Raw genomic sequence first — 26,531 nt, 5'->3', positions numbered from 1 at the left:
TTTTGTGTGTAGGCTTCTTCATTTAGAAATTATATCGCTGAAAAACCCTTTACAGATAGGTTTGTGCAACAAAGCCGGTTGGACTTGAAGATGAAAGTTGTAGATGTTGACCCAAGGCATAACTTTCCGCGTCCAGCAACATTTCTTCGACCCGGGCACGCAGGCGTTTTTTACGCTCCTGGTTCTCTCGGCCACGGTCTGCCAGGATACGGGTGATATCGGACTGAGTGCCATCATCATTTAACCGAATAAATTTATTGGTTTTCAGCCAGGTGCGCAGTTCATTAAAGAACTGTTTATCGTCTGCCAGTTTAAATAGCACCTGCCCTTCGGCCTCGGCGCTCTTACCAATGCAGAAAGCTTCTGTGTAGAGGTTGTATTCCGTATCCAGTGGAGAAATGATTTCAACTTTCAAATCGCTCTCATACTTGCCATCCAGGCTATGACCATCCAGAAAACGACCAATCTGATAGTCCATCTTGTTGGCTTGATGGCGGTATTTGTTCTGATCGCGCAGTAAATCTTTAAAGATTAGATTAGCTAACTCTTTATTTTCTTCTGAAGCCGCTAAGTCTGTGGCTTTAATTTTACGGGTGATATCGCGTTCTTCATTGGTCAGGAACAGGAACTCATCACCATTCCTAGTAATCAGGCTCTCTTTTTCCAGACGCAGTAGGCTTTCTTCAATCCGCTTGCGTAATGCCAGCTTATCTTCATCAATTTTCTCAATCGACAAAGTCACCAGGTTATCCAAGGTACCTTTGATGATATCGACATAGCGGATCATGAACAGGGTACGCAGCATCTGCACATCAAAACCATCCAGAGTTTTATTCTGCCCTGCCTGGTCGATGGTACGCTTCACTGCTGTATCCAGGAAGCCTTCCACTGAAGTATAGAAGCGGTGGAAAGGAACCAGGGCACCGACTTCATCTGTAGCAATCGCATTGGCGGCCATCTGGAACGCATCCAGCATTGATCGCTCACCATAGGCCAGGTGAGCACCGGTCGCACCGACCTTACGGATTTCTTCAAATACTTTTTGCACCAGCTGGAAATGGTACGGCGCAAAAGGATAGTTATTAATAAAGCTGTCTGGACCCTCATAGTTCTTGAGTGTTGGGCCTGAACGGTCAAAGGTAATCTGATTTTTTAAGATATCGCCCTTTTGCTCAAACACTGATCTGAGCAATGCTTCAGCTTCTGGGGTTTTACGTAATAAACGTTTCTGGATGACTTCATCGGTATTTGAACTGGACAGCGATAAACGGGTTTTAAAACGTCCAGCAATCTTGGAGAAGTCATTGGCTTTGGAAGAAGACATCTCACCTAGAACCGCGTCGATGTCTGCCTGTGAGGTGACGATAATCCAAGCGCGGCCTTTACAGATCGTACCCAGGTTTTCAGTAATGGTTTGCAGTGTCAGCATCAAGCGGGTATCGCTGCCAATAAACTGCCCCACTTCATCGACCAAGAACAACATGCGTTGCTGGGGTCCTTTGCTGTCCAGGTATTCTTTCACCCACTGACAGAAGTTTTCCACCGAAACACTAAAGGTCTGCTCAGAATCCTCAAACCACTTGTGTGCAGCTTCAGCGGATAGGTTGAGGGCTTGGGAAATCGCGGTTTCGACATCATCCTGATAGAACTGATAGCCGTCACGCTCCTCTAGCCAGGACATGCCGCTAGATTCCTCAAACGCCTGTTTAAAGCGTTCGTAGACACCTTTCTGGTTCAGGTGACGTTCCATATGGGCAATATGTGGATGGTCAGCACTAAAACCCTGATACTCGTTAAACACACGTAAAAACACATTCAGGATCGGATTGCCATCATCGTTGGAGCTGGCTTTACTGTCGATGTTAAACAGGATGACATCGGCATGATGGCTGACCGCCTTGCCAATATCGGCACGGATAAATGCATCGCGGATTTTAGTTTCATCAAAGAATTCTGCGGCGCTACGCTCGTTACCTTGCGCATCACGTGCCACTTTATTGGCCAGAATATACGACAAGGTTTTCAGGAAATGTGATTTACCTGAACCAAAGAATCCCGAAATCCACACACCGACTCGGTTGGCAATCGAAGGATCGCTCAGGTCTGTGCCATAAGACTGGAAAAAGTCACGAAAATGCTTTTCCAGCTCATTGGTGACCACGTATTCATCGAGTTCCTGATATACCGTGGTATTGTCATTCTGGTCTGCCTTGACCACCCCGTTAATCGCACGATCTAATGGCTTGTAAAAAAGTTCTTTAATGTTCATCTCAATCCATTCCCCCGAATTCTTATTTCTATTTGCCGTGTTTAAGGCACTAATCTGAATGCTCTGTAGTAATTGTTGCTTGGAATTTTTCCAAATAAACTCATCGCTTGACCGTCGTAATAGCCTGGGTAAAACAGCACCACTGGCTTATGCCCCAGTAACGAATGCAAACTGTTCAATAAGTGATGGGCACGTAACAGTGGCCAAACCGACCCAACCCCAGTCATCAACACAATATCTTGCGCATTGGTGGCATATTTACTCACCAGATAAGGCGCGAACTTATCCATATGCAGTGGGCCCTTTAAGGCTTTGAGCAGCGCTTCATCGCCTTTGGCTTTTTGCATTTGAATGGCTTTATCGATGAAGTTACGCTCAGCCAGATAATCCACCACGGCTTGCAGCAGGTTGATATTCACCACCTTCAGCTGACTGTGTTTTTTCTCCAGCATCCCGTCTAGAAAATGCAGATATTCGCGCACTTTCAACTCATCTTCAGGTGCATAATCAAAAATCCAGAAGCCAATTTCATTGCCCAGTCCTTGCCCGGTGAGAAACTCGGTGGAAAGAATTCGCTCTGGAATCTGGTTCAGACGCTCATGTATTGTTTGACTCATTGCTGCCCCTCTACAACTACCGCGTCCATAGCGACACTTCCATAGATCTTTTAATGCGTTGTTTATAATGTTCTTCCAACAGGCTACGCAGCTCTGCTCTGACGATCACGCGCTGTAACTCCAGCTTACGGGTACTTTTTAAGTAACCGGCTTCTGCCAGCATGCGAAACACCACCTGCCCCATTTTTTTCTTGCTGGACTCTTTCCATTCGCAGATATCCGGATCGCGTTGTGAGCGCTCATCCAGAAAGTCTGACCAGATATAACTGTCCAAGTATTGCGCCTGAGAGATATAGGCATCCCTCATCACCGTTTCCATAAACTCAAGCAGCAACAGGTTGCGTTCCAGTGCGCCACAAAAAGCCACCTGGGTCGCCAGCTCATCATCCCCATCACGCAAAGCTTTCCAGAAATCAGGCTCTAAGCGCTCAAGACGCTTACGAATGGCAGTGGCGTTACGTTGGGCTGAAGCAGGCGTTCTTTTTTGCAGAATATTGTCAATCTGAATGGCCTGATGCCATTGTTCTGGAGTCGCTTCTCGTAATAACAGATCAGCGATCAGCCGGCTTTCACGCACCATCAGGGAGCCACCAATCAGGTCACTGTCATAATGAAATTGTTCTAACATGGCCAATCTCCTATGAGGCCTGATCAAACAGGTAAGACGACAGCTTTTCGATATCTGAGCGTTGTAGTACCAAGGGATATTTCAAGGCATCATCCGCCTCAGCCAGCGTGATTGCTGCCTGATAGCGCTGCAAAGTATAGTGAGCCAGGGCTTTTTTCACCGGAATCTGTAATCTGCCATCAGGCATGCCGAAGTCTTTTTCGACCAGCGCTTGTTGTGATGAGTTCAATTTTGGATTAGGGATCAGCGTCAGTACAATTTCTTCATGCCATTGCTGATCCTGAGCAGGGTCTACTGACTCAATCGCCACCACAACAGGTGTGCGATCAATTCTGGAGAGTAAAAAGTCCTTAAACTGCTTGCTCTGATGGCAATAGGCACGGACATGCCAGCGAAAACCGGTATACACCAGGGTGTGTGGGGAAATGATGCGTTCATGCCACTGCGGATTCTGCATCGAGGCATAAATCATTTTTAAAGTGTTTTGGTTTCGGCAGGCACGCAAAACTTCCCGAATCACTTCAGGACGTACACTGCGATCAGGTAATTGAACTGCTGCAAGATTCGGTTCTGGCATCGCAATCAGGGCATGCGATTCACTGACCAAGCCCGAGAGCATATTGAGATATTCATTGATATGCGCTGTAGTCAGTACAGGCTGGAAGCTGGCTTTAGGCACATAACCCTTGACGGAGGGGTCATGAATCAAGGCATCGGGGTTATACAGCGTATTATAGCGCTTGATATCCGCAGAAGCCTGCTGTCGACTAAGTCCAAACCAGCTCATCAAACGATTGGTAACCAAACGACCTTCCCAGTATGCAAGCAGCTCGATCGCTCGCATTCGTAGCAGGACTTCATGTTTATCTGTCGTCATATACCAATCAGTCAATAAATAGCAGCTTTAAGATTACCCTACAGCAAATATACAGTAAACATTTTTGACGGTATTTAAAGGTAGTATTGCAATCATCAGATAAAAAATATACTAGTATCCTGATGATAGCCGTCAAAGTACGATCTCTAGCAGATCATGGATCCTGGTATAGCGCGTGAATTGAGCTAAGTTTTAGAATGAGAGCAATATGGGTTTTAGATTTCGTAAAAGTATTAAATTATTCCCGGGTTTTAAAATTAATCTGACCCATAAAGGCATCAGCAGTGCCAGCATTGGCAAACCTGGTGCTTCTCTAAATATTGGGAAAAAAGGTACGCGAACCAGTGTCGGCATTCCAGGTACGGGACTATCTTACTCTAAACACCAGCCTTACTCTAAAAAGACCCGTGTTCCACAACCGACATCGCTAGAACACACGGAATATAATCCTCAGAATTTAGAACAACCGAAGGCAAAGATATGGCCTTGGATTATTTTTGGAATATTGTGTTTTATGGTGGGTGCCGTCATTTTTTAGCAAGAACAGCATTGTATTTTAATCAAAAAAAATGCCCACACGGATGAATGGGCAAACTAAGGAATTAATATCCTTCAGAAACTCCAGCGCAATTCTCGCTACTTTCAGTAAGCGACTGTAGCTCAATCATGATGATCTGACTCAATCGAGTCGAGGTAAATCAATCCATCACAAATGGAGTAGAAATTATGCTTGATCACATTCTTGGTTAATGCTGAAAAGTCTTTGGGTTTTGATCAATACATAGTAGTGTCGATGCCTACCCCCAACTTTACTTATTTTCAGACAGCAACCAATCAAGAGCGTTCATTTTTACAATACCATTATAATTGGCTTCAGTCCCTATCGTGTCTAAGGTAAGTAAATACTTGGGATACGAATCAGAAATTTTCTGTAATGGACGTAACTCTCGGGTGAGTGTCTCCTCATTAAGCGTTTCTAATGCCACCTGATAATAAGTTAAATTCTGTAAAGTATCGACAGCAACAAAATCAATTTCATATTCATCAACCCGCCCTACATAGACCGTATAACCTCGTCTGACAAGCTCAAGATAAATCACATTTTCTAAGATATGACCTTGATCAGCATTAGCATCAGGCAACATAATCCGGCGCAATCCGACATCAACTAAATAGTATTTTTCAGAGGATTGTAATAACTCACGCCCGCGTACTTTAAATTGTGCGGCACTATAAAATAACAAACTGTCCTGTAAGCCCTGAATATAGCGTTTTACTGTTTCAAATGAAATCTTAACCCCACTTGAAACAAAGGTATTTTTAATTTTATTGATGGAAATAGGTGAGCCTGTCACGCTTGCCAAATATCTTGCGACACGCTCGAGAGAGTTAATATCGGCAGTATTCAAACGGGGAATAACGTCTTTAAACATTACACTGGCATAAACCGCTTGCAAGTAATCATAAGTTTCCTGCTGGCTAGTCATGGCAAGCGTATAAGGGAAACTACTGCGCGTATACATGGCATACAAATCACGATTGGATAATTGTTGGATGATCGGATTATTTTCAATATGCCACTGTTTAAATTCTTGGAATGACAGAGGTAGAACGTGTTGCTCGATATAGCGTCCTGTAAGTAAAGTCGCAAGTTCTCCACTTAGAAAGAATGCATTTGAGCCTGTAATATATAAATCGATATAATCCCGAACATATAAGGAGTCGACTACTTTCTCAAAATTTGTAACATGTTGTATTTCATCTAAAAAAACGTAGTTTTTTTTACTTTTATCAACTTTGGACAATACATAATCATGTAGTTTACGGTAATCGGTGAGTTCTTCAAATTCCATAAATTCGAAGTTGATGGCAATGATGTTTTCGGCTTGTACACCCTGTGCTTTTAGGTCTTGTTGAAACATCGCCAATAAGGTGGATTTTCCAGAGCGACGCACACCTGAAAGTACTTTAATGACATCACGGTCTTGCCATGTATTCAGAACTTTTAAGTAGCCATCACGTCGAATATTAGCGCTTCTCATTGTTTACACTTGAAATCTAAAGTTTTAATTAATTCTATCAAAGTTTAGAACCTAGATGTAAAAATATTCAATTTTAAAAAAAATTTAAAGTTTAAGTGAAACATTCAAAGCTACTGTTGAAGCATGCAAACAGTAGATCTGATCAAAATCCAAATTCTGTCTTTTTGATTATTTTCCATGTTATGTTATTTCATTGATGCTACGAGTTAACTGCTATATAAATTAAGTGAAAAGTAAAAGGAATTAATATGTTAACTAGAGTAGAACTCATTTTTGTTGTGCTGATGGTCTCAGCCTTAATCCTCATTGCTTATGAAATGCTAAAAGGTTTATTTTAGGGCATCTATACAATTTTTGATCAAAAAAAAGCCCACAGAGGGAATCTATGGGCGAAACTAAGGACCTTGACGGTCATTCAGAAACTACAGCTAGTTTCTGGTTGTGATTCTAAAGTGAATTAAAAACAACCACATTGGCTGAATATATCAAAAGTTAAATCATTGATAAATTTTAGAAAATTAATTTACCCCCTCTGCTGCTCAATACAGTAATTCACCAAACAAATCCGCTCTAATCTCTTCCAGGCTCAGATCTGATTTCATCCTATTACAGATGGGATGAACTAGCAGGCCATTCTCTAGAACGCCTTGCCCACCTACGGCTTTGGCAATCCTATGATCCGATTCAGTAGAATCAAGATAGATCAATCCATCACAAATGAGGCAAAAGTTATGATTACCCACCAGAAAATTGTGCTTAAGCAGACTCTTGGTTAATGCCGAAAAGGCCTTTGGCTTTGACCGAGAAATTGGACTAATCGACTCCACATATCCCACCACATTCTTGACTACTGCATCATCATAACCACCCAAAAACCTTTCGACATAGAACTCGTTAAAGTTTATGTACTTGAAGGCCTTAGACATGGACAGAATAAAGGTATTCAGGCATTTCTCATCATCAAGATCAACATCCATTTCCAAGCTTAAGCAAATAAAGGCTTTATAGACAATTTGTAGCCGATCATAGCCCTTGATACCACTGCCGAACTTGCCGACCGTTTCGGTGGTCGCCACGGGGAAATTGGCGATCAAGAACTCAATACTACGGCGTACCCGGGTGAAGTCCTTGAAACTAATCGTTCGATGATGAATCTGCATGCGGCTTTCATGAATTTCATACACAATTGAAAACCATGCAAGAAAAGAAGTAATCTGAAAACGCTGATCCTTATAAAAATATAAGTATGGATGTAAGCCCAAACTCGGAACCCCAGCATTTTTTACAGGCGTCGCTATTCTGCAAAGAATAGTCAACAGATGCGACATTAGGTTTTCAACGCGCTCCCCCTGATTCAGACTCATAATATTATGAATCTGATCACCCGCAATGATATTCATCAGCTCATTGACCAAGCCAATTTTTTTGCCATGACTCATTTCATTGTCTAATAAAATGGTCGAAAAAAGTAGCTGGTGGATCCTCTCCCCTAACTCAATCAACTCATTTAAACGTGTATATTGGAGCTCTTCTAGGTTAGATTTATTGTCATTGATATAACAACAGGCATAGATCGCATAATACGCGTCACTACCGCGATTTCTTAGGTGATATTCCTCATATTTATCTAAACGTTTAGTATCTGAGTTAATCGATTGAAATACCCGTCGCGCATCTTCCGGAGTTCCCAGTACCTGCCTGAAACTGATTTTAATATCGCCTAATTTCGATTTTTTTTCTGCGAATTCGGCATCAGTACAAATTTTTTGAAAATCAGCGAGATCTCCTAAATAATTGCGGAGGTAACGAATATCTTGTTTTTGTGGATCATTGAAATTAGGTGATTGAGTGACTTGCTCATCCGCAAAATATCTATTAATCCACGCATAGATACAGGAAAGACGATGTGCTCCATCAATAATGTAAATATTGCCGTGTATATCTTTCCAATACAAAATGCATAAATTGATGTTTTGATCTTCTGTGCAATCCTCAATAAAGTTTGCAATTTCTTGCACGCTCCAACATTCCGTAGAACGCTGGTTATCCGCCTTAAATAAACATTTGATGATTGGATGCTTTTCAAAATCAGTCAGTGCCACTTCAAAATTGTCACGCTGCATTGAAGGTGACATTTCTTCTGGCAACATGACTTTACGCTGAATAATATTGGTCAATAGTCGTGTAGAACCCATTTCTTATTTTCTCCAGGCAACACTTTCCTACTTTCGCTCAAGTACGAAATTTGAAAATGTATATAGTTCGATTTGGTTAAAGCTGTGAATTAAATGACCGTCAATATCCAGTCAGCGCTAACAAAAGAGACCTAAGAGAAATGGGGGGATTAGATAATAAAATCTTCATGTTTAGTACCTGTAGTTTAGAGTTGACTATCTACAACCATCTTTTCCACGAGATGGAGGTAGACCAAACAGGGGTGGAAATACCGCACTACAGAAGACGGCCAGTCATAGACTGCCCTGCCTGGCCTACCATAATGGCAAACTAAGCATAATAAGCACAAAAAAACCGCTAAAGCGGTTTTAATGCTTCTGTAGTAATTTTCAGGTTTCCACGCCCGATTACAGATTTTGCTGTAACGTAATTATCATATGGGTATCTTTTTCTTTGGTCAAACCAAATTAGACTTTTTTTCATTTTCTGGTGGTGTTTCAAGTTTAATGCTGGCTTATTTTTTAAAAATTTTAACCGAAAAAATCCCTGTATTTTCAATACCCCCAAGGATGCCTATTTATCTCAAAATCTATGCAGCATACTTTTTGAAGCACTACCTACATTTATTTTTTAATTCTATGAAAGGGCCTCAATGAATTAAAATCATGAGAATAATTAAAACAAAAAATCAAATTCGCGGAAACCCAGGCCTTTGCTTGGCAAATCAGATTTTGACAAAGCAAAGGCCTGGGCCCCTTAAATTGAACGATATCTGCTTAGGCTATTCCCATAAGGAAGGGTGTTGTACAGCTTCCAGTAGCAAATCAAATGCAAGGGATAATGTAATGTTTTTATTGCTTTGTTGATCGATAAAATAGACGTGAATCTCACGACTTTTTTGCGTGAGATCCACCGGATAGTTATCGTACTGTAATTGGACATCTTCAGGTAACAACAGCTGCATCCCCTCGATAAAATCCTGCATTTCCCAATCCATTTTTGGCTTTTGCTGGGCATCAAAACGACATTGGAAACAAAACTGGTTTCTTCTGAGTTTGCCATGCTGAATCAATACAGCTAAAGCCGACAGAACTTTCTCCTTTAAAAGATCTTTTAATGCGATAAATAGCTGTAGGCTCTTTGGCTTCAGCTTGGTTTTGATCTGCTTGTCATATAGGTCGCTTAAGTACTTTTTCTCGATCGATGCAGCATTGTCCAAATTCCATCCAAGTTTACTGAATGAAGGTACTTGCCATTTTACAGCAAGCCAAAGCGCACGCTTAATCCAAATATCTAGGTTATCCACTATATGAGGTGCTTGGATCTCTGCATCTTGATATGTGTTGAGATACGTGTAGATGACCTTGTAGGATAATGGCTTCAGCTCGAATTGCATCTTGGGCATCAGATAAGGTTGTACTTTCTGATCAATACCCAACACCGGTTGCTCACGTTCAAAGCACTTTCGGTGTTGGCTGTCGCGATTCAGATCCACCGCTTCAGTTTCTTCACGATCATAATGCCTATTCAGAACAGCAGGATGAACTACACAGGGCGTATTGTAAATTCGATCAATCGCCAGCAGATCCAGGGTATGCAGGTAGTGTGAGGCCGTTTGTTCAATCGAGCTATGCCCCATCCAATCGGCCAGCAAACGCCATTTATGCTGAATCACCGCTTCATGCCTGATAGCCTGTTCACCGAACAGATGCTTGCGCATAGACTTAGCCTGCTGCCAGCTGTAGTCGGTATAGGTCATCACCATTTCTTTCGATCCCAACCAGGCGATTGCCAAATGAGTGGCGGCACTATGGCGGAAACTGTGGAAGGTATAGCCGTGATCTGGCTTGATGACTTCATCGAACAGCAGCCGGGTCATTTTTGAGATATACAGCTCGCTCAGGATTTCTCCACCGATCTCAAAAACCAACTGCTCGTTCGCCTTCTTATTATTCGGCTGCTGAAAACAATGCAGAAGATAGCTTTTCACCGCTTGCAGTTCATCATCCAGTAATACCGCGTTCAAATCGAGTTGACGTTGCGCATTTTGGCTTTTCAGTCGTCGATAGACATTATTTTTCAAGGTGATGCGTATGGCGACCGTTTGATTGCCTGGATCGTCTTTCCACAGCAGTTGAGGACAAATGATTTCACCCAGCGTCAGCCCCCGGATTTCATTGAGTCTACATCCCAAACGATAAGCCAGGATGTACATTAGCAACAACAGCTGCAAATGGACTTTTTCTTTTTGAGTTGAACAGGCCTCAATTTTCTGAATGACTGTTTTTTTTAATTGAATAAACAGCTGTGGGCTGATGAGCTTGGCTTGACAGAACTGGATACGTTGAAAATCACTGTGGTCAAAGCTGCTGACCGCTGGCACATTCTCCGGATATTCTTTCTGGCAAAAAGCATGGAAATCTTTCAGTCGTCCAAAGGCATATTGTGCCCGACCCTGAGTGCGAGTGTCTGTGTATTCACGCTGTGTTTCAGCACGTTCATCGATGCGGTTCAGGATGGAGGCATACAATTGCTCATAGTGCTCTACACTCATCTGTTCAAGGTCATTGTCATACATATAGATATGAAAGAAATAGTCTTTCGCAAAACTGCTCAGATAACGCTTGATACTACTCAATTTTAATTTCTTGCCGTTTTCTTTTTCTTCTTTTCTCAAATAAAAGATCCAGCTCAATAGTCTTAACTGTGCTTCTATCAAATTGCATTCTTTATAATTGTCGCCCGCTAAGGCTGCCTTCTTTACACTCAACCGGGTTTGAATATTGCGCCATTGCTTAAACTGCTGCTGATGGCGTTGTCTTTGGCTTTGCTTATTTTTCCCTGCCGGGGCTCGCTCTTGTTCAAAAAAATCCAACTCAAATGGAAGCTCGTTCAGTTGCTGATGTGCCGTGATAACCACCGGTTTGGCTGTTTCAGTCTCTAACGGGAGGATCCCATATTCTACTTTGACAAGATCATTCGTGGATTTCAAGGTATTGAACCAGGCTACACCTTGGTCTTCTGCCGTTAAAGACACGGTTTTTAGATGATTCTGCAATACTTCACTTAAACACATATCCAGACTCAAGTCTGGATGGATTTCTAGCGCCAAGTTGACATGCTGAAAGGGCTTGAGTGCAGTGATCTCAATGAGATCCTGATCCTCGGATTGCAAGATTTTTTTTAATGCCGCAATCTGTTCCGAGACCTTGAGCTGTTTTTTAAGATTCTCGAACACACTCAGAATCGCTTCCAGCACCTTACGCGGATGTTGTGGTTGCAGGTCCTCTGCTTGCTGTTTCAGGATGTGTAAAAAAAGTTGTGCATAAGGATTGAACCAGACATGCCGCCACTGATAAATCTTCTTGTCTTTAATCTCATTGCCGTAATAGCGGTGTGGCATGCAGTAACTGAGAACCAGTGGATTGGTAATTTTTTTATAGTCACTTCGATACAGTGTTGAATACCCAGACAACGGATGGCACATTTTCTCCTTCTCTTTCTCCTCCTCCAGCAGACGATTGCCGATGGCGACCAGCTGAGTGAGATCACTACAGCCTGAACAATAAATCAGACTTAAATACAGATGACCCAAGCACTGTTGTGCTGTTGGCATCTGCAATGTCTCGCTACGCCAATACGCTTTCAGTCCTCTGGCAATATGAAAATGCTGCTGTCCCAACCGCAGTCTGGCTTCAGTGCTGAGAATCTGCCGCGGTGGAGGATCAGAAAACAGCGTCGTAGGACGCAGCTTAATCGGATAAGGCTGGTGTTCCTCATTCTGATACTGTTCTAAACAGGCTAAAAAACTGGCTTCACTGTGTTTGATATACGGTTTGCGCTTGGCACGAGTGGTGAAGTCTTTGTTCCTTAAGAAAGTCTCCAGTCCTTTGGCGAAATTCGCCCAGATTCGGGCAATCTGGTCATCGACATCCTGCTGGCTGTCCTTCTGTCCTGCAATAGCCTCCTTCATTTGTTGAAAAGTAAAGGCCACTTGCTGAGCAATCTGATGATAAATGGTTGATGGAATCTTAATCAAATAAGCATCTTCCGACGCGCTTTCATAAGCTTCTTTACGCTTAATCAAACAGTCTTCAGCCCATTGTAAATAAGGGGCTCTCAGCGCGACCGTGGCAATCTTTCTTTCCTTTAAAAATGCCTTGATTTCTTCCTGACAATCCACCCAAATTTTCTCAATTTCGCTATCGATTTCAAGCGTATTACCCTGATTTTTTTTAATGACATCCGACATCTTATTATTAAAATCCGCTTCGACTTGCTGCTTGATATTTTCATATATCAGGGACATGATTTTAATCGGATAAGCCTCTTGCGTTTCGCTCAGGTAGTCTTCCTTCAGTTGAAAAAAATAGGCTTCGCTCTGTTGTAGATAAGGGGCTCGGAGTGTTGCCGTGCTAAGCTTATGGTTCTTCAAAAATTTCTTCAGCGCTGACTGAAAATCTAGCCAGATTTTCTCAAGCCCTTTATCAATATCTGTCGTACTTCTTTTACGCCCTGCAATCGATTGGAGCATCTGCTGAAAAGTCAGTTCAACTTGCTCACCAATATACGTAGCAATCACATCATGCTTTGTCATGTGCTTTATCCTTTTTTGGCATCGGACTGGATAAATGCTCAACCTGCAATATCTTGATCATCTCATCGATGCCTTGACTGACATGGCATATATACTGATACAAGGAGGCTGAGGAATAACGATAAAACAGCTCCTGATCGCGTTGATCATGGCCGTACAAGGCCTGAATCACATTAAACGCCACTCCATGATCCATCAGCATATTCATTGCAAAATGGCGCAGCCAGTTATTGTAAATAGGCGCTGAGGCATAGCGCGACAACGCTTCATTCACCCAAGCTCGGCTAAGAGGCTTGATCCTGATTTTAGGACTGTCCCATGCTTGAGCCGTCACCGGCAGGCTTCCCGGATAGACAATCACCTTGCCAAACAGATCTTCAAGGGTGAAATTTTTCTTGAAGACAAATTTCAGTAAGTCAGCATAGTGAGTGACCACACTGTTTAAGAAATCGAGATAATGCTTAAACGCCTGAGTAAAAAACTTCGCTAACGGAATAAAACGCCCATCCTTACGTGATTGGCTATTCTTTTTATCATTCACATATAGCAGTCTTAAATCCAGATCATAAGCACTACACTCCCCCAACAAATGTTCTTGCGGACGTCGTGTTAAACATAACAGGCTGATATGCCACATCCACAAACTGTAGGCATTGATCCGCTCGATCAAGTGCTGATGCAACTGAATTTTCTCATGACAGACCTTATGCAGCTGCTGGAAGAAATCAGACACAAAATCCGGAGTCAGGGCCAATTGACTCCCCAGCCGGGTGGTATCCGCTTCACTCGAGCTTTCAAACTGCTGCTCGACGATCTTGATCTCGGCTTCCGTGTCCGGTCTGCACAGCGTATTCAGATAAATCCGGTACTTCTCATTCAGCTGCTTCTTTGCAACCCCTCCGTAAAAACTGCCGGGAAGATCATGAGAACTATCTTTACCCGACAGCACATGTGCAATATATTCATTAAACGTGTGGTGAAAAACATGGAAGTACAACTGTGCCTGTAACTTTTCGACAGTGATTGAACCAAGCTGTTGTCCTGCTATGCATTTTTTCAGATATTGATTGACCTCTTGCACCGTCACAGGCGAAGTACTACAACGTAAATGTAGATATTCAAACCAGCTGCTGGACAAATACAGCTCATGAGATACCATATGATTCAACTGATGTGGCATTAAACTTTCATTTTTTTGCTGAGTAATCGCCAGATACAGTCTCACCTGATATTCCGTCCGCTTGGCGCTCCCCGTTTTCAGCAGCACCCCCTTTTCAATCAGCTGTTCATAGTTCAGGAGTGCAACAGGTGACAAGCCACTGCTCAGGCTGAGTAAACAGGCGGCAGCCATGGCAGAACTGTCCGGATCTTGGCTATTTAATTCGCCATTTAACAGGTAAAAAAGATGCTGAATTACATCCTGACTCATATAATAAGAGTTGGTCACCAGCGGTTGTAAACGACGCTGTCGATGTCGCAACATATGCGTCGCATATTCATTTACAAATCTAAAAAAACGACCAGTTCCCGGATCTGTGGTTTCGATCTGCCAACCTTGTTCAATCGCATCGATCTCGCCCTCTTCATCTATCACGATCCATGGATCAAACGTGATATCAGCCGGAAAATAAGATAAAGTGATCTTCCCCTGCGACGGGTAGTCCTTTTCAACTTCCTCTTCTTGCGAGGGCCAATCCGGCACAGGTTTCAGCTTTTTAGGTCTTGGTTTTCTCGGTTTCCGTTTTTTAGCTTTTATTCTTTGCAGTATGCGTTTTCTTCGTATTTTCCTGTGTATTTTTCGATACACGATTTTTTTGTCGGCCAGACGTTTAAAAATGATGGTTAGTGCACGCAAGTAGTTGGAAAATTTTTTCTCTTTTAAAGAAAAATCCTGAATAAACTCCGTCCAATTCTCATAAATTTCCTTATTGAACTGCACCAGATTCAACATAAAATCTAAATAGCGTTGCAGTAATCGTCTGCTGTCGCTTTCCTCACTGCTTTCCTCACTGCTTTCCTCACTGCTTTCCTCTTGCTGTTGCAGACCAAGCTCAACCAGCGGTTTACAAATGTAGCGCAACAAATCACAGATTTCTTTTTGCTTGGCGTCAGAAGCCGTTAACGGACAAATCGCCTGATATTGCTTGTAAAACAAATAACTGACCCGCAAGAGCAAATAACCGGTTTCATCCAGCTGTTCAGAGACATACGTAGCAAAATAAGTGAATGCCGCAAATAGATAATCCTTGCCTAGTTGTCGGGCGCTCACAATCGAGGTATAAACTTTAGCTGCATTAAGCTTCAATTTCTCAATTTGGAGTAAATCATCTACAGATAATTCAGAAAATTCTGTGAACGTCACAGTTTGCTGTAGTTGCAAGTATAGGATCGCGAAGTTGACCCGCAATTTCTCACTATCGCTTTTGTCTGCTTTATTTAATTTCTCACATTCTTGCGTTTCAGCAGTGAGATGAGATTGCAGATAGTTTTCTAAAGATTGTACTTTTGCCACGTTTCATGACTCACAATTCAATTTTTTCTTCAGGACTAAGATCACACTGACGCTTAATTTTCAGAATCTCTTTAACTTGTTTTTTGATTTCCTCATTGCGCAAGTTAAAAAACGTTATCAAAAAATACGCACTGAGTGATCCAGACTGACCAAAAACTTTAGCCTGAAATTCTGGTTCAATATAAATACCAAGCTCACGGATCAACTGCAGCTGTGGCAGGTAATGCACATGTGCACGCACGGCACTGTCAGTTTTTAATATCTTGATAATCTGCCCCCAGATCTTCACATAGCATTTTTCAAACTCCTTCTGTTTGTTTTTATTCTTGCCTGGTTCCTGTTTCATCAGACTCTCCACTTTCTGCTTCAACTTAAGTAGCTTTGGTGTTCTGGTAACGAAAGGAAGAACGAACTGATAAAGAAAGAGGGCAGTGCTGCTTGCTGACTGAGCAAAAATCATACTAAAATGACCAAAAATTAACATACAAAGTTTTATAACATTTTTTTTATTTACTTTTAAAGATTTTTTAGTTAATAATCACAATAATAATATTATTCAAATACTTATAATTTTAAAATATCTAATATTCTGCAAACTCTCCCACTATATTAGTTACAACCCCTCAATTTCCATAAACAGTTTCAACAAAACATCATTAAATCCAGTCATAAAAAGCAAGTGAACAAGCCGCCTAAGATGTAAATCTTTGAGCTTATCAAACTGATCGATATGCTGTTAAAACAGTTTAAATTGAGCAGAAAATCATGTGCCTCGCCTCAAATTTTGGTAAGCATCCGCTGAACCCCATCGCTATTTTTTAATTGGGTTCAGGTTCCCAGCGGTGTCGCAGTAATTCTATTTGGGTCACTTTATCTGTCGGCAACCTTTTCAGCACATCACTTAAATAGGCATATGGATACAGCCCATTCATCTTTGCTGACTGGATCAGGGTCATCATGTTCGCTGCTCGCTGACCACTGCGTAGCGAGCCAGCAAACAGCCAGTTCTACCCCCAAGGCATAGGTATCTACACAAATATTTTTAATTGAGCTATCGTAGGCAGCATGTTTTAAATTTTACGACAACTCGATTAGATGCCAGTCTCGTTAAATGCAAGAACATCAGTATCTAAGTGAATCGAAATTTGTTGCTTCACAGGGCTATAGAATTGATCGTGGCGTACAAAGGCACTTTAACTTTTAAGTGTTTGTGCAACAAAGCCATACTTATTGCTGAAAAAAATATCTCATAACTTTATAATTACTCGCAAATCTTTCATTATTTTAATAATTTTTTCTTTAGGGCATTATGGAAATTCAACCAAGTTTACTTAGCTATATTTTTGCAGGTTCAACCAAATGGTGCATAAACTATGAATTTCCTGAGCTTACACTTGAACTTGATGGCGCTATTGTAAAACTTAACCCTGAGCAGGTCTTAGAAGCCTATATCCGTAAAGGATGGATGTGGTCTACAGTCACACTGAAAACACAGGATCAGAATTATCTGTTTAAAGGTCTGTTTAATGCTCAAGCAGAAAAACTTCAGACTGAAATTTACAATGATGCTGAATTTCTAAAAAACCAAAGAAATGCTGAACAGATTAAAACAACACTGCTCCCCTATTTATTCGAATACCAAGACTTCATTCAACAAAACCGTTATTTATCCCATCATTTTGCGCAACTATTCAAAGCAGATATTACTCAAAGATCAAAAGATGAAATTGATCGATTCAACAGACTAATTCAACGAGACAAGTCCTTTGTCTTTGAACCATTTCAACAAGGTTTGTTTGAACAGCTAAAACAGTTTATCGAGCTTCCCATCAAAGCAAACCATGCCATTGATTCCAAAAATAAACGTTTCATTGACAGTGAATTAGTTGCATTTAAGGATTTTTTTGATCAGGTAGAAAGTACACCTCTCACTGAAGAACAGCGTATTTCTTCAATTATTTTTGAGGATCGCAACTTATTGGTGGCTGCGGCAGGTTCGGGCAAAACCTCGACCATTGTTGGGAAAGTAGGCTATGCACTTTTAACAGGTCTTTATAAGCCTGAAGAAATATTGGTTTTAGCATTCAACAGAAATGCTGGTGAAGAACTTAACGAGCGAATCAATTTAAGACTAAAAGATATTCTTGAGAAGTTTAATACGAAAATCGAAGCACTAAACTTTCATCAGTTTGGAGTAAGAGTAATCGGTAAAGCCACAAGCAAAAGCCCGTCCGTCTCTGAGCATGCAGGCAAGACTCAACCATTACTCAATCGAATCATTCAACAGTTGAATGAAACTGATTCTGATTTTCAGGAAAAATATCTTTTATTCAAAACAGCCTATTCAAAAGCACCACTCTCGCCTTTTGCATTCAAAACTCAAAGTGAATGGGAAAAAGCACAAAAACAATCCTTTGACAGATTCAAAGATGGTTTTGTCACCTACCAAGGTGAACTCGTTAAATCTCATGGTGAAAAAGCCATTGCCAACTGGTTGTACAGCCAAGGAATTCCCTACGAGTATGAACGTGCTTATGAACATGAAACTGCAAATGAAAATTATCGTCAGTACAAACCCGATTTTTATTTCCCAGATATTAATCTGTATTTAGAACATTATGCCGTGGATCAAAACGGCAAACCGCCTGCTCATTTTGGACAAAAATATCTGGACGAAATGAAATGGAAGTCGGAAACCCACCAGAAGTATAAAACTGATTTAATCAGTACCACCTTTCATGAATTTATTACAGGTTCGATGTTCAAAAAGCTGGAATATGAACTTCAAACACGTGGGCAAATATTTCAACCGCGTAGTCTCAATGACATTAATACCAAAGCATTCTCCATCTACGAACAGAATGCTGATGACCTTTACGGCAGTTTTTTAAGCCACTATAAGTCCAATCAAGCCAGTGTGATTAAGCTATTGGAAAACCCATCCCTCACATTACGTCAAAGCTTATTCTTGGAATTATTTTCAAAAGTTTATGCAAAGTATGAAGGAACTTTAAGCTCAAACAAAGAGTGTGATTTTGATGACTTACTGATTGAATCTGCCAGACTGGTCAATGAAAATAAATATAGAAGTCCATTCAAACTGATTATTGTTGATGAATTTCAGGATACATCTCAGTCAAGGGCACGGTTTATTCAGGCGTTATTAAATCAAGTTCCTGAAGCAAAACTGTTTTGTGTTGGTGATGATTGGCAAGCGATCTATCGTTTTGCAGGTTCAGACATCAGTATTTTCACTCAGTTTGAAAAAGTCTTCGGCTATACTAAACAAACTCAGTTGACTCAAACATTCCGTTCCAATCAGGGTATTGCCAATATTGCCAGTAGTTTCATTCAAAAAAATAAAGCACAAATGCAAAAAGTGGTCAAAGCCATTGACCAAACCACCAGCAAAGTCGTTGAAATAAACTTTTCTACAAAGAATGAAGATATACTTAATTATCTGGTTAAAATCATTTCAGATATCAATGAAGCTAACGCAGGTAATCCAAAGAAAAAATCTATTTATATTTTAGGTCGGTATAACCACCATAAGCCTAATTTAGGTAATGTACAGCCATTATGCAGAAACTGTACTGTCCAATTTAAAACAATCCATTCGTCTAAAGGGTTGCAAGCAGATTATGTAATTTTGGTAGGTTTGAATAAAGGTGGCAGTGCATTCCCTTCTGAAAAGGAAGATGATCCTCTTTTGAACTTAGTTTTACCACAACCTGAAACATATGCTTTTGCTGAGGAACGTCGCTTGTTTTATGTTGCACTGACTCGTGCAAAGGAAAAGGTTTATTTAATTGGTGAGCGTGGTTCAGTTTTTTTAGAAGAAATTACCAAAGACAAAAATCTCAAAGAGTTTATTCATATACCACAAGATGAACATAAAAAAATCAACTGTGACATACCACCTGAATGGCTGTGTCCAAAATGCGGACAAGGACGGCTTTGGAAAAAGAATGGTAAATATGGACCATTCATGGCATGTAATAACTACCCAAATTGTGACTATACAAGAAAACTCAAAATATGATTAATTCGCTATGAAATGCGGACAAGGACGGCTTTGGAAAAAGAATGGTAAATATGGACCATTCATGGCATGTAATAGCTACCCAAAATGTGACTATACAAGAAAACTCAAAATATGATTAATTCGCTATGAATAGCTATCTATTTTGTAGACTGGAGTCCACAGTATAACTTATAAAGTTACGTAACTTTATAAAACTTCATAAGGGAAGTAAATAGATGCTTTGTTGCTTAAAGATTGCAAAGTTAAAGCTACATCAACTTTTCAGCATAGGTTTATACAAAAAAGCTAATTGCTTTTCTACATTTACAACTTTAAGTTAGCGAAGATCTGTTGAGCTGAGTCCTGAAAATGTGAATAGGCTTGCTGCCATGTTATCTGTTCGTCCCCGAACACCATAGGAACAACAAAATTATTAAACCTGGCTTTATAGAGTGGATTACGACTTAATTCATTTAAACCAAATAACAATTCAGCAATCGGGTCTTCAACCATAAGAGTATGCTGACGACCGTAACGCTCAATATCAGTTTTTATAACTTTAGTAGCTAAGTGCCCTAAATAAACAAAATCTTGTCGTTTACCATAGGTAATTTTAAAGTAGTCATACACATGTCGAACTAATGATTCATCATCAGCTCTTTCAGCATTTCTAGCAAAGGCCGCTGTACGCCTTAAAATTGCTATCAGCTTCTCGATACTGGTACTGACAATTGTGACGGAGGGAAAAGCATCGACAGGCTTCCCTTCCTTAGCCAAGTCATACACAAACGAGGTGATACTTCTAGATTCAAAAGGCTCAAGCAAGTCTGTTTCAACTAATTCCAATTTAATGAATGGTCGTAAACAGGGAGCTTGATTGAAATGCTGAGGATATCGAATTAGTAATTCCATATAACGATATTCATCCCAGACAACTGGTTCCTCTTCAATTTTAAAGAAATCAGATTGAGAGATTTTGTCTTGTACTTGATGAAGCAATTGTTTACGTACAACTTTAGCTTTAGAGCGACTTAATGCAATATCCGGTTTTGGAACTATTTTAATGTCCACATCTTCAGACATCCTATTTAACTGAATATTTGCTTTAGCTAAAGAAGTTCCACCAGCAAAAACCAAGTCATGCGTTTCAAATTCTAGAGACTCTAATAGTCTCAATAACTCGACAACATAGTAATCTTTTTCAACAATAGAAGTTGCACCAATACCAAGCGCATCAGCGACATCTGCAAACAGATTTTTTATATCAGGCATTAATTTGGCTACGACCTACAGACAATTGGCGTGTAAAACGACGCGGGGTTTTAATTTGAGTAAAGGCTGGGATCTGGGTGGATTGACCAGATAAATATTTTTCCGTAGCCTTACCCAACGTAACCCGCACACCCAATCTTGTTAATGCCTCTAAGATCACTGCATCCGCACCTTCTGGACAGGCTGGCATTACTTTGCCGGTAATTTGGTTTTTTCTTGCTTGGGTATAAATACCATAACCAACTTTGATTAGCTCACCTTCTTGAACTAAGTTTCGCAGAACTCTTCCAATTTGGTCATAATTCGCAATGTCCTTAAAATCATCACGCATAAAAACATAACGTTTTGAGCGTTTGATGCGCATTTGCATTTTCGCTTTAATTGTCATCGCATCTCCCTTATACATCAGTTTTCACATACCTTTAAACTAGCAAAAATACGACATTTTGTCGAGCAAAAATACGACATTATAATAGCTGATAATATGGATAAATCAGGCAGTGAGACAGCTTTGTCTGATCTGATAGTTCTGGGTTGAGTTACAGAATTCTATGAGATTAAACAGCTGTATTTAGCTGCTTATGATCCAGAATTGGTTACCCAGCACCCGGATTGCATAAGCATCATAAGTTATGTAACTTGCGTAATTTACGTGTCAGGAATCTGTCCACTTATGCCTCTCTAAACACGTACGCGTGTTTTTCACATTTGACCTATTGCAGAAATCTATCTCTTTAAACAGCTGTATTTAGCTGCTTATGATCCAGAATTGGTTACCCAGCACCCGGATTGCATAAGCATCATAAGTTATGTAACTTGCGTAATTTATAAAATTGGCAAGGCTGATTATATCTGGCTGGAGTTCTTGATTTATATTCGAAAAAATTCCTCGGTTGCCAATAAAACCCACTCATACCAAGAATATCGTTTTGGATGCACTTCCCATGGCTGTATAGTAACGTAGATCAAATGAACCTGGATCATACATTCAGATCACGGCTTACAATACAGTAGCGTGGACTGGGAGAAATTCTGTCAAAAACATAATTTGGTTCAGAGTATGAGTCGCCACCTTGCGCAATATACAGCTCATGTTGGGGGATAATGCTGTTGCTGTATCCCTTTTTTTTTAGGATATTAAAAAGATGAGCCATAAAACACGAGAAATAGCCTGTGCGGATGTGTTTGATTATATCGAATATTTTACAATCGAATTAGGCGCCTTCACATCTGGATGGTATGAGCCCAGAAGCATTTGAGCCGCTTCAAAATGAAGGCTATCTCATGTTTAGGATACTGTGAGCAATCCAGTAACTATTTTTGCTTCCCATTTTTTGGTTTATAACCAACATTTAATAGATGTGAAAAATATTTTTTAACATTCTCTTGATCTGTTAATTCGGCTTCAATTCTTTCCTGAAAATCTTCTTGTGTTTCGCCTATCTTTCCAAAAGCACGTCCAAAATCTGGATTGTCATCAATATCGCAAAGTTTTTGCGCAAAATATGAAATTTGCTTTGCTGTTAATTTATATAAATTTTCTGGAGCTCTATCACTGAGTATTAGAACGGTATCTTTTTCAAAAAAAGTAAACTCTATATCAGTAATAGTCCTACCTTCTTTTTTCTGGGTATAAGTAACTTCAATATCAGTAAATTTATTGATTTGTTCTATAGCAACTTTTAGAACGCGCTTTTTAAAATCTCCCATTTGAGAGTATTCATCTTCTAGCAAGCCTAATTTCTCTCTAAGATCTGCTATAGGGACATAAAGCTTACCTGTGGATCTCCAACGTATTAAAAGCTCGTACAATCGAATAGAGTAAACACTGGTAAGTTGTGAAATTTGCTTAAGTTCATATCTAGTAAATTTTTCTTCAAGCTTAATGAAAAGCGGAAGGATATCTGGCGCAAATATCAACTGCACACATGCAGCCTCTTTGACATAACCTACTTTGGATACCCATCGACTCTTATAAACTGCTTTTTTTCCTGTAACAGGATCTATTGTTTTATAAGTAAGCCTACGTTCAAATAAATTATCACATGCTGCTTGTAATGCTTCGTATGCTGATTGTCGGCCAAGCTTGAACTGTTTCATATACTCCGAGGCATGAATCGTTAACATAGTCTCGGCCGTTAATTCTTTTTCAATCTCACGGGCAGCAAGAATTGCTATTAAAATTAATCTTTGTTCTGAAAGATTTAGTGCATAGGAAGCTTCAATTAAATTATTATCTTTATAGATTACATTGCTCATATGTTAGTGCTAAAAAATTTGATTACCAATATATGGACAATACTACTTAACGTCCATAAACGGAAGTGTTTTTTTTGAAAGGAATTTGTCCATTTATGTAAGGAATCTGTCCTCTTATATAAAGGAATCTGTCCTTTTATATAAAGGAATCTGTCCACTTATTGGTAGGAATCCGTCCACTTATTGGTAGGAATCTGTCCACTTTAATTCTTTGTATTCCCCTGATATCAATAGTTACAGCTGTTATATAAATAATAAATTTAAAATATATATAAAATAATAAAAAAGAACCTTACTTGTGGATAACTTTTAAATTATTTTTTTATCACGATAGTTGATTTTTACATGAAATCATTTTACATTACTTAAATTATTAAACTTACGTAACTTACATAAAATATGATTATATTAGTTGGTGGTGAAAAAGGCGGTGCTGGAAAAAGCTGCTTATCTCAAAATTTAGCAGTATACCTTCAAACAAAAAATAGGGATGTCCTTTTATTAGATGCAGATCCTCAAGGAACAACAACTGATTGGATAAAAGAACGTGATGATAATGATGATTTAAAAGATATTCCTTCAGTTCAAGCTTCTGGCAATATCCGCTCAGTTCTCAAAGATCTGCAAGGTAGATATCAGGATATTGTAATTGATGCTGGTGGGCAAGATTCAGAAGCTTTACGTTCTGCAATGACAATAGCTACTCATATGTTATTACCTTTTAGACCAAAACGAAGGGATTTAAAAACATTAGCACATATGGAACAAGTTTTAAAATTAGCTAAAACTGTCAATCCAGATCTTATTGCAAGAGCAATTATTACACAATGTCCAACGTTACCATCACAAGTTCAAAGAATTTTAGATGCGAAAGATGCATGTAAATCATTTGGTATAAATGCGTTAAATGCGATTACGACTAATAGAAATGTCTATGATGACGCTGATGAAAATGGCCTTTCTGTTTTTGAAGTAAATAGTGATCAAAAAGCAAAAGCAGAGATTAAAAATATAGCTAATGAATTTTTAGGAATTTAATCATGGCTGGATTAAACGGTTTAAAAAAGAAAGTTGAAATATCTCCAGAAGATCAGTTAGCAGAAGTATTCATATCTGGGGCTGAAAAAAGGGTAAGAGCTTTAGAAACCAAAGAGAAAAAATTTATTAGATGTACATTTTCTTTGAATGATGAAGTTAATCAGTTAATTGATGAACTGGTAGTTAAAAGTCAAAATGCTCGTGTTAGTAGATCAAGTATCGTTAGAATTGCATTAGAAAATTTGGCTTCAAAAAGCTCTGAAGAAATTAAAGAAATAGTTAATCAACAACTTCCGTAATAACTTATTTAAGTTACGTAACTTATGATTGTTACGTAACCTTATCTCTTATAAATTATTACTAAAATTTTTTTATAGATTTTTATAACTCATAAAATAACAAAGAAATAACTAGGCAACAATTCCCTTAACAACTTATTCAAGTTACGTAACTTATGATTATTACGTAATATTTTATCACACAAATAGTTCCTAAAAGCTTTCTAGTAGATTTTAAAAACTCAAATAAAATTAAAAAATGATTAGGTTCTTTGAACATTTTTTGTGCATTAAATTGGTTGTCATTTGATAAATAAGTTGTTGTTTTTATTAAATAAATTTTATTAACTTAGAGTTCATTTCCACACATAATGTTATTTTTAAAGGGTCGCGACACAGCCATCGTCATTTTCTGAAAAATGAGTTTCCAGTAGATGTTTTAGATTTCTATAGTTTTTAACTAAGTACTGAATCAAGGATTTTAAACTATTGAAGATCATCTAGATATGTCGAGCCATTATCCATTGATTATTACGTTAATTTCCCATAATGGCCATTATATTAAATCAGTGTTAAAAATAAGCTTTACTTTAGTAAATACTTTAGTAACATAGCTACTAACTAGTTTACTAAATATTTTAGTAAACACTTTAGTAAATAAGGTTGAGAACGTGGATATACCAAATCATTTATCACACAAACCGATTGTAAAATTAGAAGATTACACTCAATTAGATGGCAAATTTACCAATCAAACAGATGCTGAGGGCTTGTCTATTGGTTTAGCGCAATGGAGTAATCCTAAAGAAATGGATTTGTCTGCAAAAGTCTGGAGATACACTGGCGAAAAGTGGTCTCGACAATCAGAAGAATTGCCTATGCATCGTGTATTAGATTTAGCTAGTTTGTTATGTGCTTCTATTAGTTATGCTAAGAATGAAACTTTGCCGATTTATGATGATTTTCATATCACTTTGTCAAAGAACCCTGCGTTAATTGAAGTTCTAAAAAAAGGTGTAGCTAATGATGAAGAGCATTTGGATAAATCTCTAAAAAGATTGTCTAGATATCTCAAAGCTTTGGGATATTAATTTTAGATAGTTTTCAAAAATTAGGGGTAAATAATGACAACATATTGGCATATGCAAATACATCCAGATGATCAATCATTTTCTGATGAAAATTTATATAGCATCTTAGAAAACAAAAAAATTATAGGCTTAGGTGACTGGAAGGAAGGATGAACCGTACCGGGTTTGTCGGAGACTAACTTTCCTGAGAGAATGTTCCGATGAAAAAACCTAAATATACCCCTGAAATCAGAGATAGAGCGGTTCAATTATTGATTGAATCCGAAAAAGATTATCCTTCTACTTGGGCTGCAATCACAGCTATTGCACCCAAGATTGGTTGTACTCCTGAAACATTACGTGTTTGGCATCAAAAATATCTGGATAAACAAAATCCAGTTAAAGTACAGCAGCTTTCAGATCAAGAACGGGCGGATTCAAGCGGCAAGTGCAACAGTATAAAAACCAGCCATAACTTCACTCGGTGTATGCCAACCTAGTGTTTTTCTAGGACGATGGTTGAGTGCAAATTCTATCTGCTCTATTTGTTCGTTTGACACGTCATCAAACGATGATGATTTTGGCAGATATTGACGGATTAAACCATTCGTATTTTCATTTCTAGCTCGCTGAATAGACTTGTAAGGATCAGCAAAATACGTCTCTATGCCAGCATCAGTAATTCTTTTGTGTTCGGAAAATTCCTTGCCATTATCAAATGTCACACTATAAGCATGGCTCATCTGTAAACGATCTAATGCACAAGTAATCGTTTGAGAGGATGCTCTCGTTGACCGGCTTTGTTGCACAAAGATTTGAAATGCAAAGCGCCCCTAATTGAGTCAAATTTAAGGCGTAACTTGGGTAAGTGGT

17 protein-coding genes and 6 pseudogenes are annotated in these 26,531 nt (G+C 39.4%); 8 read left to right on the top strand and 15 right to left on the bottom strand.

Annotation, left to right across the window (positions count from 1 at the left end; all coding sequences use genetic code 11):
* Positions 1 to 76 precede the first annotated feature (76 nt).
* The 4 genes and pseudogenes from brxC to VXP95_RS13855 all read right to left on the bottom strand — a co-directional run.
* Positions 77 to 2,269: pseudogene (gene brxC / locus VXP95_RS13870) on the bottom strand (BREX system P-loop protein BrxC); the annotation flags it as partial.
* Between the two features lie 41 nt (positions 2,270 to 2,310).
* Entirely contained in the window at positions 2,311 to 2,886 is a 576-nt protein-coding gene (locus VXP95_RS13865; RefSeq protein ID WP_002010699.1) for a DUF1788 domain-containing protein, read from the bottom strand.
* Positions 2,887 to 2,902: 16 nt separating this feature from the next.
* Positions 2,903 to 3,514, bottom strand: coding sequence for a DUF1819 family protein (locus VXP95_RS13860; protein ID WP_004758931.1), 612 nt, complete (start codon positions 3,512 to 3,514; stop codon positions 2,903 to 2,905).
* 10 nt (positions 3,515 to 3,524) lie between these two features.
* Positions 3,525 to 4,391, bottom strand: a complete 867-nt coding sequence (locus VXP95_RS13855) for a WYL domain-containing protein (RefSeq protein ID WP_180047258.1) — start codon at positions 4,389 to 4,391, stop codon at positions 3,525 to 3,527.
* A gap of 208 nt (positions 4,392 to 4,599) precedes the next feature.
* Here VXP95_RS13855 and VXP95_RS13850 point away from each other — a divergent pair, with 208 nt between their 5' ends.
* Complete coding sequence (locus VXP95_RS13850; RefSeq protein WP_005403805.1) at positions 4,600 to 4,929, top strand: DUF4236 domain-containing protein; 330 nt, start codon at positions 4,600 to 4,602, stop codon at positions 4,927 to 4,929.
* A gap of 131 nt (positions 4,930 to 5,060) precedes the next feature.
* On the opposite strand, the pseudogene VXP95_RS13845 reads toward VXP95_RS13850, so the two are convergent.
* From VXP95_RS13845 to VXP95_RS13815, 7 genes and pseudogenes are all read right to left on the bottom strand, one after another.
* Positions 5,061 to 5,165: pseudogene (locus VXP95_RS13845) on the bottom strand (HNH endonuclease); the annotation flags it as partial.
* A 35-nt stretch (positions 5,166 to 5,200) separates the two neighbouring features.
* Entirely contained in the window at positions 5,201 to 6,433 is a 1,233-nt protein-coding gene (locus VXP95_RS13840) for an ATP-binding protein (RefSeq protein WP_416712233.1), read from the bottom strand.
* 539 nt (positions 6,434 to 6,972) lie between these two features.
* Positions 6,973 to 8,628 carry an HNH endonuclease signature motif containing protein gene (locus VXP95_RS13835; RefSeq protein WP_180036179.1) on the bottom strand — a complete coding sequence of 552 codons (1,656 nt, stop codon included), beginning with the start codon at positions 8,626 to 8,628 and terminating at the stop codon, positions 6,973 to 6,975.
* Positions 8,629 to 9,389: 761 nt separating this feature from the next.
* Positions 9,390 to 13,205 carry a site-specific integrase gene (locus VXP95_RS13830; protein WP_309220783.1) on the bottom strand — a complete coding sequence of 1,272 codons (3,816 nt, stop codon included), beginning with the start codon at positions 13,203 to 13,205 and terminating at the stop codon, positions 9,390 to 9,392.
* Complete coding sequence (locus VXP95_RS13825; RefSeq protein WP_416712232.1) at positions 13,192 to 15,717, bottom strand: hypothetical protein; 2,526 nt, start codon at positions 15,715 to 15,717, stop codon at positions 13,192 to 13,194. The genes VXP95_RS13830 and VXP95_RS13825 overlap by 14 nt, the downstream gene beginning before the upstream one ends.
* 10 nt (positions 15,718 to 15,727) lie before the next feature.
* A complete protein-coding gene (locus VXP95_RS13820; RefSeq protein ID WP_416712231.1) occupies positions 15,728 to 16,177 on the bottom strand; it encodes a hypothetical protein in 450 nt (149 codons plus the stop codon).
* Positions 16,178 to 16,535: 358 nt separating this feature from the next.
* A pseudogene (locus VXP95_RS13815) lies at positions 16,536 to 16,724 on the bottom strand (transposase domain-containing protein); the annotation flags it as partial.
* Positions 16,725 to 17,026: 302 nt separating this feature from the next.
* On the opposite strand from VXP95_RS13815, the gene VXP95_RS13810 reads away from it, so the two are divergent.
* A complete protein-coding gene (locus VXP95_RS13810; protein ID WP_416712230.1) occupies positions 17,027 to 19,759 on the top strand; it encodes a UvrD-helicase domain-containing protein in 2,733 nt (910 codons plus the stop codon).
* Positions 19,760 to 19,769: 10 nt separating this feature from the next.
* Positions 19,770 to 19,877: a topoisomerase DNA-binding C4 zinc finger domain-containing protein gene (locus VXP95_RS13805; RefSeq protein WP_366925885.1), complete on the top strand. Its 108-nt coding sequence runs from the start codon at positions 19,770 to 19,772 to the stop codon at positions 19,875 to 19,877.
* Between the two features lie 188 nt (positions 19,878 to 20,065).
* Here the strand turns inward: VXP95_RS13805 and VXP95_RS13800 are convergent, their stop codons facing one another.
* Positions 20,066 to 21,013 (bottom strand): nucleotidyl transferase AbiEii/AbiGii toxin family protein, encoded by a 948-nt coding sequence (locus VXP95_RS13800; protein WP_196074542.1) that lies wholly within the window; start codon positions 21,011 to 21,013, stop codon positions 20,066 to 20,068.
* Positions 21,006 to 21,401, bottom strand: coding sequence for a DUF6088 family protein (locus VXP95_RS13795; protein WP_196074543.1), 396 nt, complete (start codon positions 21,399 to 21,401; stop codon positions 21,006 to 21,008). Before VXP95_RS13795 ends, VXP95_RS13800 begins: the two co-directional genes overlap by 8 nt.
* 458 nt (positions 21,402 to 21,859) lie before the next feature.
* Here VXP95_RS13795 and VXP95_RS13790 point away from each other — a divergent pair.
* A pseudogene (locus VXP95_RS13790) lies at positions 21,860 to 22,315 on the top strand (DDE-type integrase/transposase/recombinase); the annotation flags it as partial.
* Positions 22,316 to 22,327: 12 nt separating this feature from the next.
* Here VXP95_RS13790 and repM read toward each other — a convergent pair.
* Positions 22,328 to 23,272, bottom strand: coding sequence for a replication initiation protein RepM (repM, locus tag VXP95_RS13785; RefSeq protein ID WP_196076281.1), 945 nt, complete (start codon positions 23,270 to 23,272; stop codon positions 22,328 to 22,330).
* A 399-nt stretch (positions 23,273 to 23,671) separates the two neighbouring features.
* Between repM and VXP95_RS13780 the strand changes: the two genes are divergently transcribed.
* The 4 genes and pseudogenes from VXP95_RS13780 to VXP95_RS13765 form a co-directional block, all read left to right on the top strand.
* A complete protein-coding gene (locus VXP95_RS13780; protein WP_180175077.1) occupies positions 23,672 to 24,310 on the top strand; it encodes an AAA family ATPase in 639 nt (212 codons plus the stop codon).
* 2 nt (positions 24,311 to 24,312) lie between these two features.
* On the top strand, positions 24,313 to 24,609 hold the full coding sequence (locus tag VXP95_RS13775; RefSeq protein ID WP_180175078.1) for a hypothetical protein: 297 nt from the start codon (positions 24,313 to 24,315) through the stop codon (positions 24,607 to 24,609).
* A gap of 650 nt (positions 24,610 to 25,259) precedes the next feature.
* Positions 25,260 to 25,679, top strand: coding sequence for a DUF6530 family protein (locus VXP95_RS13770; RefSeq protein WP_196077714.1), 420 nt, complete (start codon positions 25,260 to 25,262; stop codon positions 25,677 to 25,679).
* A 200-nt stretch (positions 25,680 to 25,879) separates the two neighbouring features.
* Positions 25,880 to 26,089, top strand: a pseudogene (locus VXP95_RS13765) (IS3 family transposase); the annotation flags it as partial.
* Positions 26,090 to 26,095: 6 nt separating this feature from the next.
* On the opposite strand, the pseudogene VXP95_RS13760 reads toward VXP95_RS13765, so the two are convergent.
* Positions 26,096 to 26,455: pseudogene (locus VXP95_RS13760) on the bottom strand (IS30 family transposase); the annotation flags it as partial.
* Between the last annotated feature and the right edge of the window lie 76 nt (positions 26,456 to 26,531).

Origin of the sequence: Acinetobacter sp. 226 (genome assembly GCF_048147925.1) — a bacterium.
Classification (GTDB): domain Bacteria; phylum Pseudomonadota; class Gammaproteobacteria; order Pseudomonadales; family Moraxellaceae; genus Acinetobacter; species Acinetobacter pecorum.
This window is presented reverse-complemented; position numbering and strand designations above follow the sequence as displayed.